This window comes from Petrotoga halophila DSM 16923 (assembly GCF_002924615.1).
On record NZ_JALY01000206.1, the window covers coordinates 1 to 15,704 of the forward strand.

Annotated in this window: 12 protein-coding genes and 3 tRNA genes; 4 read left to right on the top strand and 11 right to left on the bottom strand. The window is 33.3% G+C overall.

The window, feature by feature from the left end; genetic code table 11:
- Window positions 1–98: 98 nt before the first annotated feature.
- From AA81_RS10070 to alr, 4 genes are read right to left on the bottom strand one after another with little or no spacing between them, the layout of a single operon-like run.
- Window positions 99–1,004, bottom strand: a complete 906-nt coding sequence (locus AA81_RS10070) for a D-alanine--D-alanine ligase family protein (protein WP_103079327.1) — start codon at window positions 1,002–1,004, stop codon at window positions 99–101.
- A gap of 30 nt (window positions 1,005–1,034) precedes the next feature.
- Complete coding sequence (gene topA / locus AA81_RS10075; RefSeq protein WP_103898928.1) at window positions 1,035–3,323, bottom strand: type I DNA topoisomerase; 2,289 nt, start codon at window positions 3,321–3,323, stop codon at window positions 1,035–1,037.
- Between the two features lie 18 nt (window positions 3,324–3,341).
- Window positions 3,342–4,400, bottom strand: a complete 1,059-nt coding sequence (locus tag AA81_RS10080; protein ID WP_103898929.1) for a 3'-5' exoribonuclease YhaM family protein — start codon at window positions 4,398–4,400, stop codon at window positions 3,342–3,344.
- Complete coding sequence (gene alr / locus AA81_RS10085; protein WP_169999734.1) at window positions 4,393–5,517, bottom strand: alanine racemase; 1,125 nt, start codon at window positions 5,515–5,517, stop codon at window positions 4,393–4,395. The genes AA81_RS10080 and alr overlap by 8 nt, the downstream gene beginning before the upstream one ends.
- A gap of 550 nt (window positions 5,518–6,067) precedes the next feature.
- Here alr and AA81_RS10095 point away from each other — a divergent pair.
- The 4 genes from AA81_RS10095 to AA81_RS10110 all read left to right on the top strand — a co-directional run bounded on the left by AA81_RS10095 (window position 6,068) and on the right by AA81_RS10110 (window position 10,250).
- Complete coding sequence (locus AA81_RS10095; protein WP_103079332.1) at window positions 6,068–6,616, top strand: 5-formyltetrahydrofolate cyclo-ligase; 549 nt, start codon at window positions 6,068–6,070, stop codon at window positions 6,614–6,616.
- 194 nt (window positions 6,617–6,810) lie between these two features.
- Complete coding sequence (locus AA81_RS10100) at window positions 6,811–7,611, top strand: nitrilase-related carbon-nitrogen hydrolase (protein ID WP_103079333.1); 801 nt, start codon at window positions 6,811–6,813, stop codon at window positions 7,609–7,611.
- A gap of 193 nt (window positions 7,612–7,804) precedes the next feature.
- Window positions 7,805–9,607: a molecular chaperone DnaK gene (gene dnaK / locus AA81_RS10105; RefSeq protein WP_103898931.1), complete on the top strand. Its 1,803-nt coding sequence runs from the start codon at window positions 7,805–7,807 to the stop codon at window positions 9,605–9,607.
- 160 nt (window positions 9,608–9,767) lie between these two features.
- Complete coding sequence (locus AA81_RS10110) at window positions 9,768–10,250, top strand: GNAT family N-acetyltransferase (protein ID WP_103079335.1); 483 nt, start codon at window positions 9,768–9,770, stop codon at window positions 10,248–10,250.
- Between the two features lie 77 nt (window positions 10,251–10,327).
- On the opposite strand, the gene AA81_RS10115 is transcribed toward AA81_RS10110, so the two are convergent.
- The 7 genes from AA81_RS10115 to argS form a co-directional block, all read right to left on the bottom strand.
- Window positions 10,328–10,403, bottom strand: a tRNA-Phe gene (locus AA81_RS10115).
- Window positions 10,404–10,414: 11 nt separating this feature from the next.
- Window positions 10,415–10,489, bottom strand: a tRNA-Val gene (locus AA81_RS10120).
- 12 nt (window positions 10,490–10,501) lie between these two features.
- Window positions 10,502–10,577: transfer RNA gene (locus AA81_RS10125), tRNA-Glu, on the bottom strand.
- A 34-nt stretch (window positions 10,578–10,611) separates the two neighbouring features.
- A complete protein-coding gene (gene murC / locus AA81_RS10130) occupies window positions 10,612–11,970 on the bottom strand; it encodes a UDP-N-acetylmuramate--L-alanine ligase (RefSeq protein WP_103079336.1) in 1,359 nt (452 codons plus the stop codon).
- Window positions 11,971–12,135: 165 nt separating this feature from the next.
- On the bottom strand, window positions 12,136–13,182 hold the full coding sequence (locus AA81_RS10135) for a UDP-N-acetylglucosamine--N-acetylmuramyl-(pentapeptide) pyrophosphoryl-undecaprenol N-acetylglucosamine transferase (RefSeq protein ID WP_103079337.1): 1,047 nt from the start codon (window positions 13,180–13,182) through the stop codon (window positions 12,136–12,138).
- Window positions 13,169–14,287, bottom strand: a complete 1,119-nt coding sequence (locus AA81_RS10140) for an FtsW/RodA/SpoVE family cell cycle protein (RefSeq protein ID WP_103079338.1) — start codon at window positions 14,285–14,287, stop codon at window positions 13,169–13,171. The genes AA81_RS10135 and AA81_RS10140 overlap by 14 nt, the downstream gene beginning before the upstream one ends.
- A gap of 49 nt (window positions 14,288–14,336) precedes the next feature.
- The coding region (argS, locus tag AA81_RS10145; RefSeq protein WP_103898932.1) for an arginine--tRNA ligase at window positions 14,337–15,704 on the bottom strand (1,368 nt) is incomplete at its 5' end.

Sequence of the window (15,704 nt, forward strand, 5' to 3'; positions counted from 1 at the left end):
TTGTCTTTGCCCCACGCCATCCCTAAGGATAAAAGTTCTTTGTTTTTTGTCCCGCTGCCCACCCAAAAACACTTTGCTGCGCTATCGTCTATTCATTTTCAAAAACTGATTTTTGTGGGTTGTTTTAAATGATTTTTTATTATTATATCTATTAAATCATCAAAGCTGATTCCTGCAGCTATTGCGGATGTTGGAAGATCACTTAATTCTGTTAAACCTGGAACGGTGTTTATTTCCAAAACGTAAATCTCATCACCCTTTAAGATTGCATCGATTCTAAACATGTCTTTAAAAGTGAGTATCTTCATAACTTGATTTCCTATTTCATTTATTTTTTGTATGATTTTTTCAGGTGAATTAAGCTGTGGCTTGAGTTCAGTTAATCCGTTAGTATATTTTGCTTCATAATCGTAGAATTCTTTTTTTGGAATAATTTCAAGAATAGGTAGTAATATGAACTCATCATTTTTCTGAATATAAGATATCGTTATTTCGCGGCCTTTTATATATTCTTGAACCAGAACTTCCTGAAATTCTTTCAAATCTTTTTCTAAATAGAATTTGAATTCATTTTCGTTGTGGATGATGTATACGCCTTTACTTGATCCACTTTTTCTAGGTTTGATGATGAAAGGGTACTGAAAGGGCGGTGATATCAATTTGTTGGTTAGGATTGTTTGAGGCATTTGTATATAATTTTTAAATAGAGTATAGAATATAAATTTATCGTATGTGGCTACACATGTTTCAGAGTTAGAACATGTGTAGTCTATCCCTAATATGTCCAATAAAGAAGATAATCTTCCGTCTTCTCCGTAATCTCCGTGCACCACGTTGAAGGCGAATTTATAATTTTGAATTTTATTTATAAAATCGTCATCTATTAAATCCAGTATCAGTGGTTTATGCCCCAAATTACTTATGGAATTAAAAACATTTTTTGCACTTATAAATGCTATCTCTCTCTCTATAGATTTCCCACCTGTAATAATTGGGATGTCCATCGTTTTTTTCTCCTTTTTTACTTTCTACGTTTACTTTGTTAATTGTTTGATTTCTTCAATGTCAAAGTATGTTTTGTCTTTCTGACAATATAACTTTTCCTTTCCTCTTGAGGTTTTGTAGAATAATGTTTCTCCACATTTGGGGCAACTGTACTCTGAAGGTTCGTACCAATACAATGTCCCACAAGAATCACATTTGAAATAAGTTTTTCCTTTTTTGCTTCTTAATTTTATTACGTTGCCACCACAGTTGGGACACTTTCCTCGTGCTTTTACATTTCGAGTATATTTACAATCTGGGTAGTTACTACATGCGATAAATTCTCCAAATTTCCCGTGTTTTAATATGAGATCTCCACCACAGACGGGGCATTTTTCACCTATTTTGTTCTCTTCTTTGTTTAATTTTAAAGTTTCTTGTAGATATTCTTTTATGTATAATTTGTCTTTTATTGTCACTCCAAATGATTCCGCAGGAATTTTCTGAGTTTCCTTGCATTTCTCACAAGATAAATATAGACCGTATCGTCCAAAATTTAATTTCATGTTTTTACCACATTTTTCGCAAGGTACATCGCTTTCGTAATGTAAAATTTTTTGTTTATTTTTTATGTTATTTGAAGCAGTGGTAAGGAACTTTTCAAATTCTTCATAGAATTGCTCTAACACCACTTTACTTTTGTTTTTTCCATCTTCTATCTTATCAAGGTCTTCTTCCATGTTTGCGGTGAATTTTACGTCAACTATCTCTGGGAAATATGCTTCCAAAAAATCAGTTACCACAAAACCCGTAGTTGTAGGTCTCAAGGTACTTTTTGATATTTTAGAAACGTATTTACGCTGCAAAAGTGTAGATATTATTGTTGCGTATGTTGACGGTCTTCCGATTCCTTTGGATTCTAATTCTTTTATCAATGTTGCCTCTGTATACCTATTTGGCGGATTAGTCTCTTTTTCTTCGAATTTTAATTGGTCGTATGTGATCTTATCATTTTTATCTATTTCAAAATTTACTTCTTTATTGTTAGCATTCCAGAATCTTTCAAATCCATCAAAGATACATTTTTTGGACGTTATTTCAAATGAATATTTGTTGGTGTTGTCTTCTATAGTATATGTTTTTTCTAAATATCTTGATGGAGCTGATTGAGACGCCATGAATCTATTCCAAATAAGGGTATACAATTTTAAATGGTCTGATGAAATTAACCTTTTTGCATTGTTAACATCCATATTGATATCTGTAGGTCTTATAGCCTCGTGAGCATCTTGAACGTTGGATTTTTTGTTTTTAGATAGGTAATGTCCTACGTAATCTTTTCCATAATTTTTTTCCAAATAGTTAATAGCTGCTTGTTGAGCTTCGTTTGAAACTCTTGTAGAGTCAGTTCTCATGTAAGTAATAAACGCAATACTTCCTTCACGGGTTTCCACACCTTCATACAAATCTTGCGCGATTTTCATTACTTTAGATGAACTCCAGTTAAAAGTTGAAACTGCTGTTTGTTGTAGAGTACTGGTAATAAATGGTAAAGGAGGTTTCCTTATTGTTTCCTTTTCTTCTACATTCACTAGTTTAAAATCCTTGTCTTTTAAATATTCAAAGATTTGGTCTTTTTTTGTTTTTGTTATACTTTCGGGTTTTATTTTTTTACCATCCTCTTTTGTTAGAGGAATATTTTGACCTTTGTGCTCAAGGTAGATATTATAATATTTTTTTGGTTTGAAAGAAAAAATTTTTCTTTCTTTATCCACTATCAATTTCAATGCCGAGGATTGAACCCTTCCTGCACTCGTTTTGTAATCCTTTAATACTTTCCAAACCAAAGGTGAAATTTTATATCCTACCAATCGATCCAAAATTCTTCTAGCTATCTGAGCATCCACTTTTTTTAAGTCTAAACTTTGAGGATTACTTATTGAATTTTTTATTGCGTTTTTCGTGATTTCTGAGAATATTATACGATTTTTCTCTTTTGGATCAAGATCTAAAAGCTGGGAAAGATGCCATGCTATAGCTTCTCCTTCTCTATCCATATCCGATGCCAATAATACTTTTTTCCCTTTTGTTTCTTTCTTTATTTCTTTTATAACTTTTTCTTTACCCGGAATTACTTGAAAGATTGGCTCAAAATTGTGTTCGATATCAACTCCAAAATCCTTTTTGGGTAAGTCACGAACATGACCTTTTGAAGCTATTACTTTATATTCCTTTCCCAAATATCTTTCTATTGTTTTTGCCTTTGATGGGGATTCAACGATCACTACGTATTTACTTTTCCCACCATTGTTGTTGGATTTGGTGCTTTTTTTTGGCATTAATTGAATTACCTCCCGCTAGTATTTTTCTATTTTTATCTTGCGTGCCAGCCTTTTATCGTATTCACTCCAACTTTGATTTTTGTTTATTTGTAAGGTATTTCTAATGTTGTCTTTAACTTGAGCAATTTTGGCGTCCATGTTATCACTTAACCCAATAATAAATGATTCGATAGTTTTAGGAACTACAGGACTTCCGTATTCTATTTCTCCATGATGAGAGAGTATGATGTGTATTATATGGTTAAGATCCGTTTCTTTTATTTTTGGAGATATTTTTTTTGACTCCTCGTACACTATTTTTGTTCCCAGATGTATGTGTCCTATCAATTCGCCTTGTTCAGTTTTTTCTATCCCACGAGGTGTTATAACGTATTCTTCTATTTTTCCTATATCGTGCAAAAGGGAACCAGCTATTATAATATCTTTATTGATACATATTTCATTATCTTCGTTGTAAAGATCGTATAATCTTAAAGATAGTTCAGTGACCATCAATGTATGTTCCAGTAAACCGCCTGGATAGGCATGATGCACTTCTATTGCTGCCGGAGAAAAAAGAAAAGATTCCCTTAATTTTGAATTAGCCAAAAAAATCTGTTTCAGCAAAGATTTGATACCTTCATCTTCAACAGTTTGTATGTAATGTTCAAGTTTTGCGTTTAACTTTGATAGATCATTATTGGAAAAATGCAAGTACTTTTCGGGGTTGATATTCATTATGTTAATCTTTTGCACAGAGTTGGTTTCGTTACTAATATTAATTTGAAGTCTATTTTCAAAATAAACTATTTTCCCTTTTACTTTTATAACGTCTCCAATTTGAATCTTGTTATTGTTGGTTTCTGCGTTATACCAATCGATAGCTCTAATTGACTGACTTTTATCTGCAAGTGTAAACAATAAAAACATTTTGTCATTTTTTGTCTTTTGGAGCTTTTTGCTCACAACTTTTCCTTCTATTTCTGCTTCTTCAGTTGGTTTTAAATCCGATATTAACGTAATGTTTTCCCCATTTGTCTTTGGTTGAAACGGATTATCTTTTATTATATCTTTCAAAGAATAATCTTCATTCAAAATTTTTTCCTCCCTTAATGTAAATCCGTCGAACCCTTTGAGCTATCCTTGAGGTTACTTCGTAGTTTATAGTAGAAGCGTTTTCAGCTACTTCTTCTGCGCTTATTTCATCGTACTTTTGCTTCCCAATGATAACAACTTCATCACCGATTGAAGCGTTAGTATCAGTAACGTCCACAACTATTTGATCCATAGATACTCTGCCTAATATTTTACATCGCTTCCCGTTAATTAAAACTTCCCCTTTGTTGGAAAGGGTCCTAAAATAACCATCTGCATACCCTATAGGAACAATGGCTGTTTTCATCTTTTTTTGCACTTCATAAGTTCGACCATATCCGATAGTATCGCTTGGTAAAAGGGAATGAATGCTTGCAACGATGCTCTTTAGTTCTAAGACAGGTTTTAATTGATCAACTTTGTGAGTTGTGGATGGTTGTAAGCCATAAGTGGCAATTCCTGGCCTCACATAATCTAAAGAATATTCTGGGAAAAAAAGAGCGGCAGCACTATTAGAAATATGTTTTTTTTCAACATCTATGCCTGAACTAATTATATAATCCAATAAACTTTTATATTTTTCAAATTGAACTCTGGTAAAATCGTCTTTTTCATCTGCATTGGCAAAATGGGAATAAACACCTTCTATTCGAATATTTTTATCTTTGATCAACTTTATTAATTGGGGTAATTTTTCCTCTTTTATGCCAATTCTGTTGATACCGGTATCCACGTTTATATGGAACTTAAATTTATCAACATCTTTCCCTAGTATATCACATACTTTTTCTAAAAATGTATACGCAGTAATTGTAGGTCTTAAAAAATGAGAGAATTCCAATAACTCTTCAAAATCATCTGGGCTGAAGTAATTAAAGATTAAAATCGGGAGGTGCACTCCCTCCTTTAAGATTTCTAAAGCTTCTTCCAAATATGCAACAGCCAACATACTACAACCTTCGTTAAATACTTGCCTTGCCAAAGGAAGCATACCATGTCCATAAGCATTTGCCTTTAAAACCGGTATAATACTCGTTTTTGTTTGGTTTTGTATATAATTCAAATTTTCTAAATATTTATCAATATTTATATATGCAACTGTTTCTCTACCTTTCAATTTTATCTCCTTTTAAAAAAGAAATGAGTTTATCTCGGTCTTGTATAAACTTAGGCAAAATAATTGTTTTATCCTTTAAAATTATTATTATTTTTCTTGAAGTAATAACTATTTCTTTAATGGAAGATTTACTGAAATGCTCGTATTTTTCTGAAAATACGGAGGTAATAACGTAAAAGGTTTTGTTATTTTGGTCATAAATAATAGGATACCGCATAAATTTTCTTATGGAATAAAATAAAAGTGTAACTATTATTCCGAGAAATATAAAAGCTATAATACCTTTTGGATAAAGACTGTATAGAAAGTTACCTAATATAAACAAAAATAAAACAAAGATTAAAGGGAGCAGATAAAGAATTTTCGAATATTTAAACTTATAAAGAATTTTTCAATCCCTCTTTTAGTTACTTGGTTTTTTAGAATGTACAATTAACATTATACAATAATTTTGAGTGGTTGGCAAAAATTTTCTATTTTTATTGTATAATGTGCAATGGAGTGGGGTCTCACTTATAATAACATCAATATCATAGAGGGATGAAATACGATGACGAAAAAAGAAGTCAGAGAGATGATTTTAAAAAAACGATTGGAACTAGATCAAGAAAAATATGAAACATATTCACAAAAAATAGTAGAAAAATTGAGAAATCAAATCAAAAAAATGGAGTTTGATTCCATCGCTCTCTATTATCCCATTAATAAAGAAGTAAACGTATTATCTTTGATAGAGGAATTGTTAAAAACTCAAAAAAAGGTTTATTTACCAAAGGTTTTAGGTAAACAAATGAAGATGGGAAGAGTAAAAAGTCTCGATCGCTTGATTAAAAGTAAATTTAATATTCCAGAACCCATCGATGATGAATTTTCCTCAAAAATTGATCTTTACATAATTCCTGCAATTGCCTATGATTTTAATGGATATAGAATTGGATACGGTGGAGGATATTACGATAGATACTTCCTTCAAAATCCGAAAACTTATTTGATAGGGGTGGTATTCAACTTTCAATTAATAGATTCCGTTCCTATTCACCCCCATGATTTACAAGCCGATTTAATAATGACAGAAAAAAAGGAAATAGAAATAAAGTGATCTGCGCGCCAAAGACAAAAAACTTCTATCCTTATGGTTTGCTGTATTATGCAAAGTAGATCTTTAAATGACTTTGATTTTGAACTTGGGGATCTTAAGGGGCTCGCCCCTTAACGCTTGGCGAAGGGGCGCTAAAATAATTTTTGGAGTTTCTAATGGCAGTATTAAATAAATATTTTAGAGGAGGTTGAAAAATGTTTAAAGTCAGCGTAGTCCAATTCAAACCAGAACTATTTGAGATCAAGAAAAATGTAGACAAGGTAATGAAGATCGTCGAAGGAGTAGATAGCGATTTTATAGTATTTCCAGAATTAGCTTTTTCTGGTTACGCTTTCTCTTCCAAAAAAGAGGTAGAAGAAACTTATGAATCACCTTTAGAGGAAAATGGATACGCCTTTAAAACCTTCAGGGAATTTTCAAAAGATACCGGCATAAGTGTAGTATATGGTTTTAACGAAAAGTATGAAGATAAGTATTATAATTCCTCAATATTGATCAATAGTGACGGGACATTTAAAATATACAGAAAGACTCACTTGTTTTTCAGAGAAAAATTGTTTTTCACTCCTGGGAACACAGGCTTTTGGGTGGAAAATGTTAACGGAATAAAAGTAGGAGTTGCCATCTGTTTTGATTGGTACTTTCCAGAATCCTTTAGAACATTGGCTTTATTAGGGGCAGATTTAATTTTACATCCAGCAAATTTGGTCTTACCATATTGCCAAGAAGCCAATAAAATTAGATCTTTAGAAAATAAGGTTTATATTGCCACATCAAATATTTGGGGAACCCAGAGCAATGGTGAAATACAGTATTCTTTCACAGGTAAAAGTCAAGTGACTTCACCCAACGGCGAAGTGCTTTTTAGACTACCAGACCAAGGAGATTTTATTCAAACAGTAGAAATTGATGAAAGAAAATCTCAAAACAAAAGTATCAATGAGTATAATGATCTCTTCAAGGATCGAAACCCAAAATATTATTTTCACTCATAGGTTAAGAGTGATATAATATTTGATTACTTCTAAATTTAGATTACTTAGAAACCTTTTAATAAGCACTTTAATTAGATCCCCAAATCTCAATTAATGACTTGAAAAAAAAGACTATTTGAATTATAATATTAGTGATGTTGAACAACGAATATACGTACAAAATGATAAAAAGTTTTAGCAAGGGGGTATTTTGATGAGTGCAAAAGAATACGTTGTAGGTATAGACTTAGGTACTACAAATTCAGCTATTGCTTGGGTAAAACCAGATGGTAACCCTGAAGTAATACCTAATTCGGAAGGTAAAAGGACCACACCTTCTATTGTTTCCTTTGGTAAAGATGGTCAAATATTGGTTGGTGAACCAGCTAAAAGGCAAGTTATTTTAAATTCAGACAGAACAGTACGATCTATTAAAAGGTATATGGGAAGTGACCAAACTGTAAAAATAGATGATAAAGTGTATACACCTCAGCAGATAAGTGCTTACATACTTAAAAAACTGGTCAGAGATGCAGAAGAATATTTAGGAGGAAAGATCAAAAAGGCCGTTATAACAGTTCCTGCTTATTTTAACGATGCTCAAAGACAAGCCACAAAAGAAGCAGGAGAAATAGCTGGTTTAGAAGTTCTAAGAATAATAAACGAACCAACAGCGGCTTCTATAGCTTTTGGTCTGGACCGATCCCAAGAAGAAAGAAAAATAGTTGTATATGATCTAGGCGGGGGAACCTTTGATGTTTCTATTTTGGATATAGGAGAAGATATTGTAGAAGTTATCGCCACTTCTGGAAACAACCATCTAGGAGGAGACGATTTTGATCAAAGGATAATCGACTGGTTAGCTGATGAATTTATGAAAGAGTATAAAGTTGACTTAAGAAAAGATAAGCAAGCACTTCAAAGATTGAAGGAAGCTGCTGAATCTGCTAAGATAGAGCTATCAGGTAAACTAGAAACGGATATAAATTTACCTTTTATCACAGTTGTTGATGGCCAACCTGTTCATTTAGAAAAGAAACTAACCAGAGCAAAATTAGAAGAACTCATTGGAGACCTAATAGAATCAACAAGAGGACCTATTGAGAACGCAATGAGAGATGCTAAACTTTCACCTCAAGATATAAGTGATGTACTACTTGTAGGTGGTTCAACGAGGATACCAGCCGTCCAAAAATTAGTTAAAAATTATTTTGGGAAAGATCCTTCAAAGAATGTCAATCCAGACGAAGCCGTTGCAATTGGAGCAGGTGTTCAAGCTTCTATAATGGTTGGAGAAACTGAAAGAGACCTTGTCTTAGTGGATGTTACTCCTTTATCCTTAGGTGTAGAAGTTAAGGGAGGTTTAATGGAAGTTATTATACCAAGAAATAACAAAATTCCTGTCAAAAAATCTAAAACTTTTACCACCTCCGTAGACGGGCAAACAGAGGTTGAAGTAAGAGTTTATCAGGGTGAAAGGCCTTTAGCAAAAGACAATTTTTTCTTAGGGAGTTTTAAGTTGACAGGTATTGCCCCTGCACCAAGAGGAGTTCCTCAAATTGAAGTTGCTTTTGATATTGACTCTAATGGAATTGTAAGTGTATCAGCCAAGGATTTAGGAACTCAGAAACAGCAATCTATGGTAGTAACCGGAAGACACAAACTCGATAAAGAGCAAATAGATAGAATGATGAAAGAGGCTAGAGAGTACGAAGAACAAGACAAAAAGGTAAAAGAAAAAGTTGAGATGAGAAACCAAGCAGACGATTTAATCTATCAAACAGAAAAATTATTAAGTGAAAATGGAGATAAAATCCCTGATGACTTAAAAGCCAACATAGAAGAAAAAACAAAAGAATTAAAGCAAGCTTTAGAGGAAGATAACGTTGGTAAAATTAAGATAGTCAAAGATGAGTTACAACAAGAGATTATAAAAGTAGGACAATATATTTATCAAAACCAAAACCCAGGAGCAACTACGGGAGCAACTAACCCCGGAAACAATCCAGAAAATTAGGAATTTAGGAATTTAGGAGGCGTTAAAAGCCTCCTAAATTTTTTTGAACCTAACTTTGAATAACCCCACATCTATTAGTAGTATAAAACAAAGTCATATTTCTCAATACTTTGTATATAAGTGTAAATGTGGTATAATATATCTTGGAGGTGATTGCAAAGTGCAGAAAACCTTTAATTTCGATTCATTCAACTTATCATTGAAAGAACTGGACTCAAAGGAAGATTTATTAGATGACGATTTTGAGTTCACCAAGTTAGAAATAGCAGAGTTCCTAGAAAAGAATTTGGGAAAGTATGGAGATCCATTAGAAGATATTATCAGTTCTATTGATTACGCCTTTTCTAACGAGAAAGGAAAAGGAGGATTTGTTCTGGTGCTTCATAATGACGATAGCATTGTAGGTGCTGTTGTTATTAACGATACGGGTATGGAAGGATATATCCCTGAGCATGTGCTGGTGTACATAGCTGTTGATAAAAATTGTAGAGGGAAGGGGATAGGTAGTAACCTCTTGAAAGAAACAATTACCCGATGTGACGGGGATATATCCTTGCATGTGGAATACGACAACCCGGCTAGAAAATTGTACAAAAAAGTTGGCTTCGAATCCAAATATGCTGAGATGAGATATAAATCATAATATCCAATACCACGCAAAAAAAGGCAACCAAAATGGTTGCCTTTTTAATATATCTATCTTAGTGCTAAAAACTATTATGGTGGGCAGGGGCAGAATCGAACTGCCGACACACGGATTTTCAGTCCGTTGCTCTACCGACTGAGCTACCTGCCCATCCTTAAACTTGGTGGGCGCTGCAGGATTTGAACCTGCGACCTTCTGCTTGTAAGGCAGACGCTCTCCCACTGAGCTAAACACCCTTCCTAATGTTATGGCGCCCCCAACCAGATTCGAACTGGTGCCTTTGGCGTGAAAGGCCAATGTCCTTGACCGCTAGACGATGGGGGCAAGATCTCAAACCTGAAATATATTATCATAAAAATTATGAGATGTCAAGGTTTTTTTTGTTTTTTGATAATTTTTTTGCTATATCAGTTATATCTCCTGCCCCAACAAATAGTAGAACCGCATTTTTTTCTTGTAACAGATCTGATATAATTTCATCTTCAGAATTATAATATTTAGAGGATATAGCTTGAGAATTAAGAGCTTCAACTACCTTTTTTTCATCAACCCCGTTAATAGGTTCTTCAAAGGCAGAATATATCCTGTAGACTAATACTTCATCGGAATATTTTAGAACATCAATAAAGTCGTTTATGTGGAAGTAAAGACGGGTGTACCTATGTGGCTGAAATATGGTTATTATTTTCCTTTTTGGAAAATACTCTTTTGTTGCTTTTATCGTTTCTAAGATTTCGTCGGGTGTATGGGCATAATCGTCTATTATTGATAGATTTTCTTTATCGTAAAGTATGTTGAATCTTCTCCCTACTGAATTATACCCGAGAAAAGTTTCTTTTATTGTGTTAAACTCAATGCCGAATTCTAAAGAAAGTGCGGTTGAAGCCAGTGCATCATAAGCGTAGTGCACTCCCGGAAGATTTAAAGTAATATCTCCAATGTATATATTTTTATGATAAAGTTCAAACACCTGATATCTGTTATATTGGCGTCTTTTTTTAATTATATAATCTGCCTTTTCACTTCGCCCAAAGTATAAGACTTTCTTTTCTTCTAGGTGCCATTTAGTGAGATGGTTATCGTCTACATTTAATAAAACAAGTTCTTTAGTGTTGTTTGCAAATTTATAAAGAGAACTTTCCAAATTATCAAATTCATTGTCGTAGTGTTCTAAATGATCAGGTCTTAAATTGTTTATGATAGAAAAATTCGTTTCTGTTTCTTCTATAAAGCCATCACTCTCATCGACTTCCGCTATTACTATTCCATTTCCATATCTAAAGTTGCCATCTTCTAGTGAATCATGTATTCCACCTAAAAAAACTGTTGGATCTTTGCCGGCATTTTTGAATATTTGAGAAACCATAGCCGTTGTGGTGGTTTTTCCATCTGTCCCAGTAATGCCTATTGAGGTATGCTTTTGCAATATTGAGTTGAGTAGTTGCATTCTGTTCAAAATAGTTATATTTCTTCTTTTGGCCTCTATCAGTTCGGGATTGGTATATTTTATTGCCGTTGTTTTAATTAAAAAATCTATATCAGGAAGATCAGAGTCCTGTTTTAATTTGACTTTTATTCCTTTTTTTATTAAGTATTCTACTCTTTCGTTCATTTCATTGTTCGATCCAAGCACGTTTTTTATTCCATACTTATAAGCTGTGTATAAGGCTAGGGAACTCATACCGATACCACCTATCCCGGAGAAGTAATACTTCATAGATACCTCCTTTTGAGAATACAAATATTGACTTTAGAAACTCTAAAACCTTGTGTTAGCACCACTTAACCCGACGTTAAGGGGTAAACCCCTTAAGATCCCCAAATTCAAGGTCAAAATCATTTAAAAAAATGGTTTGCACAGTGACGCAAACGCACCCCGCACTCATAAGATATTATTAACAATACTTTCTGTGGCTCTATTTATCTTAGGTGTGTAGCTAAATTCTTCATTTTTTGGTTGAATACGATTTAAAAAGTTGATCAGTCGATCAATTTCCACATTTTCTTCATCAAAAACAACAACTTTTCCCTTCTTTTGAAGGGAAAGAGCGTTTTTTAATTGGTGATTTTCTGCAGCACCTTTCCATGGGATCAAAATAGCAGAAAGATCATAGAACTGAATTTCCGCTAGAGTTGTTGCTCCTGCCCTTGATATCACTCCATCGGATACAGCCATTAATTCATATAAATTTTCTATATATTTAAAAGTAAAAACATTGGGAAATTGTTTGAACTTTTCTTGGTTTTTGGTTATATGTATGTAATTGTTAATTTTTTCTTTTTTGTATACTCTGTACATTAATTCATCTATTTCGTTAGAACCAAGGCTTCCTCCAAAGACTAAAATACATCTTTTGTTTAAATCCTTTATTCCGAAACCATGCAAGTAAGTTCGCGGTATTTCATTTTCGGGCGTTCTTACAGGGTTACCTGTAAGAATAAACTTATCATTCAACTTTGTTTCTTCGTAACTTACAAAAACTTTTTTTGCCCATCTAGATAGTACTTTATTGGATATTCCAAGAATTGAATTTTGCTCATGCAAGTAAAAAGGAATATTTTGTTTTTTTAAAGCTAAACCCACGGGAACGGTCACATATCCACCAGTGAGAAATCCAAAAACAGGTTTGAATTCTTTTATTATTTTTTCAACTTTACGCTTATCCCTTAAAACTTCAAAGGCTCTGTTTATATTCCTAACGTTGTATAATGGCCTTTCTAGACCTTTGGTATTTAGAGGAATTAACTTAGCTTTTGGGAAATCTGTAGGTAGCTTTTTTTCTTCGATTCTTCCTTTTGTTGTAAAATATATCACATCTAACTTATTATAACATTTGTCTAGATATTTTATTACAGATAGAGCAGGGTAGTAATGGCCTCCTGTACCGCCTCCTGAAAAAACAACCTTTAACTCTTCATTCTTCCTCATCTGTTCTTGTCAACTCCGAATTATGATATATTAATCCCAAACCCCACCCTATAGATGTTAAGGTAACTATCATAGAAGAATTTCCATAGCTTACCATTGGAAGCGTCACTCCTGTGACCGGCATCCATGGCACTCCCAAGCCTACCAAAGTATTTATGACAACTTGAATGAAGATCCATGAAGCTGTAGCTCCACAGAATATGAAAGTAGCGTGATCTTTCGTAAGATAAGCTAAATACACAAGTTCATGAGATAGAAAAAAGAAAAGCATGACAACCATCACTATCCCTAATTTCCCCCATTCTTCTCCTATAACGGATATGATAAAATCGCTGTAAGATTCTGGTACATAGTATTTAAATTCACCCGCAAACGGTCCTGTACCAATTAGCCCACCATTTGCAATGGCATCTCTTGAACGTTGACTTTGAAAATCGTCGGAACCTGTCAATCTTGAAATTTGGTAGGTTTGAAGCAGATTATCCTGGAAGATAAAAAGAACTGAGACGATAATCAATGTAAAAACAATAAAAAATAACATAACCTTTTTATCTTTTATTCCCAAAAACATCGTTATTAAGGTTAACATTGTAATTATAAGGGCAGAACTGAGATCTGGTTCCAAAAAGATCAATAATATGCTAATACCACACACTAAAATAGGGGAAATTACATTTATTAGCAGATTCTTTTTATTTTGTATTTGAGTGTAATAAAAAGCCAAGAAAGCAGGAATAATAAGTTTTGCAAGTTCTGATGGTTGAAATTGGAAAGGCCCAATATTCAGCCATCTTTTTACGCCAGCGATAGGTTGGGTGAATAAAACGATAACTAAAATGAGATTCAAAAATGTAAAAAGAGCGATCATAATATGCTTACTTTTTGTAAATGTATCGCTGAGCATAAAAGCAATTATCGCTCCTAAAAAACCAATAATTAAAGCGATTATATATGTTTGAAATTTTTGTTCTGGGTTTATCTCTTTGATGTCACTGATTGCAAAAAGAGAACTGTAGATGAATAAAACACCAACAAATAGAGTGATACCCAATATTATTAAAAAAAAGATGAAATTTCGTTTTATAGCTATGCGTTGGGGGTTCACCCCAACCCCCCCCTTTCAAATTCTGTTTCTAATTTCAAAATATTGTCTTTCACATGCTTTCAGGAGCATTTACACCCAAGATAGACAAACCTCTTGCTATAACAATTTTTGTTGCATGGCAAAGATTCAACCTACCTTGAATAAGCTCATAATTTTCTGCATTGAGTACAGAGAGGTTGTTGTAAAAATGATGGAATCTTGAGGCTACTCTTTCTAAGTATTGCGTAAGCAGGTTAGGCTTATTTTGAATTACGGCTTTGGTTAATACATTGGTAAATAAGGATAACTCCCTCATTAACAATTTTTCTTCGTCTTCTTTCAGATTTTCTAAACCTAAAAATAATTCGTATTCTATCCCTCTCTTTTGAGCTTCTTTAAATATGCTACATATTCTGGCATGAGCATATTGAACATAATAAACAGGGTTTTCATTAGATTTCTTTATAGCCAAATCAATATCGAAGTTCAATGTTGTATCGGGATCAACCATCGCAAAAAAGTACCTAACAGCGTCTTTTCCAACATTTTGTATAAGATCATCGAGAGTGAAGAATTCACCGCTTCTTGTTGACATCTTTATAATTTCTTGACCCTTTTTTACATTTACAAACTGGTGTAAGATTATTTTTAAAAAATCTTCTGGTAAACCTAATGCTTGTATCGAAGCCATCATCCTTGGTATGTGACCATGGTGGTCAGAACCCATTATATCAATTACGCTATCAAAACCCCGTAGATACTTGTAATAATGGTAAGCGATGTCATCACAGAAGTAAGTGGGCATCGAATCTTTAGACCTTATCAACACCTTGTCGTTTTCATCTATCAAATCCGATACTTTAAACCATACTGCATCATCTTTTTCATACACATAGCCTTTAGCTTTTAAATCGTTCAAGGTTTTTTCAACCATTTTATTTTTAAATAATAATTGTTCACTAAAGATTACATCAAAGTTCACGTTTATCTTTTCAAGCGTCTCTAACATATTTTTTAGCATATCTTCTAAGACTTCTTTTCTAAATATATCTTCGGTTTCTTCATCCCATTTATCTTTAAATTTATCTCCATACTTGTTCAATACTTTTTTCGCCGTATCTATAAGATAATCTCCTCTGTAACCATCTTCAGGTATCTCATACTTTGACCCTAGAATTTCGTTGTATCTTACCCATAGGGAGTAGGAGAGAAGTTTCATTTGTCTGCCTGCATCGTTTAAATACATCTCTCTTTGAACAACGTATCCAGCTTGATCATACATATTTGCCAAAACGTCTCCCATAACAGCTTGTCGACCATGAGCGACGGTAATTGGACCAGTTGGGTTAATGCTTGCGAATTCGAACTGTATATTTGCACCCTTCCCTATATCAAATTTTCCGTAAGTTTTTGGGTTACTTAAAATTTTAGAACATAT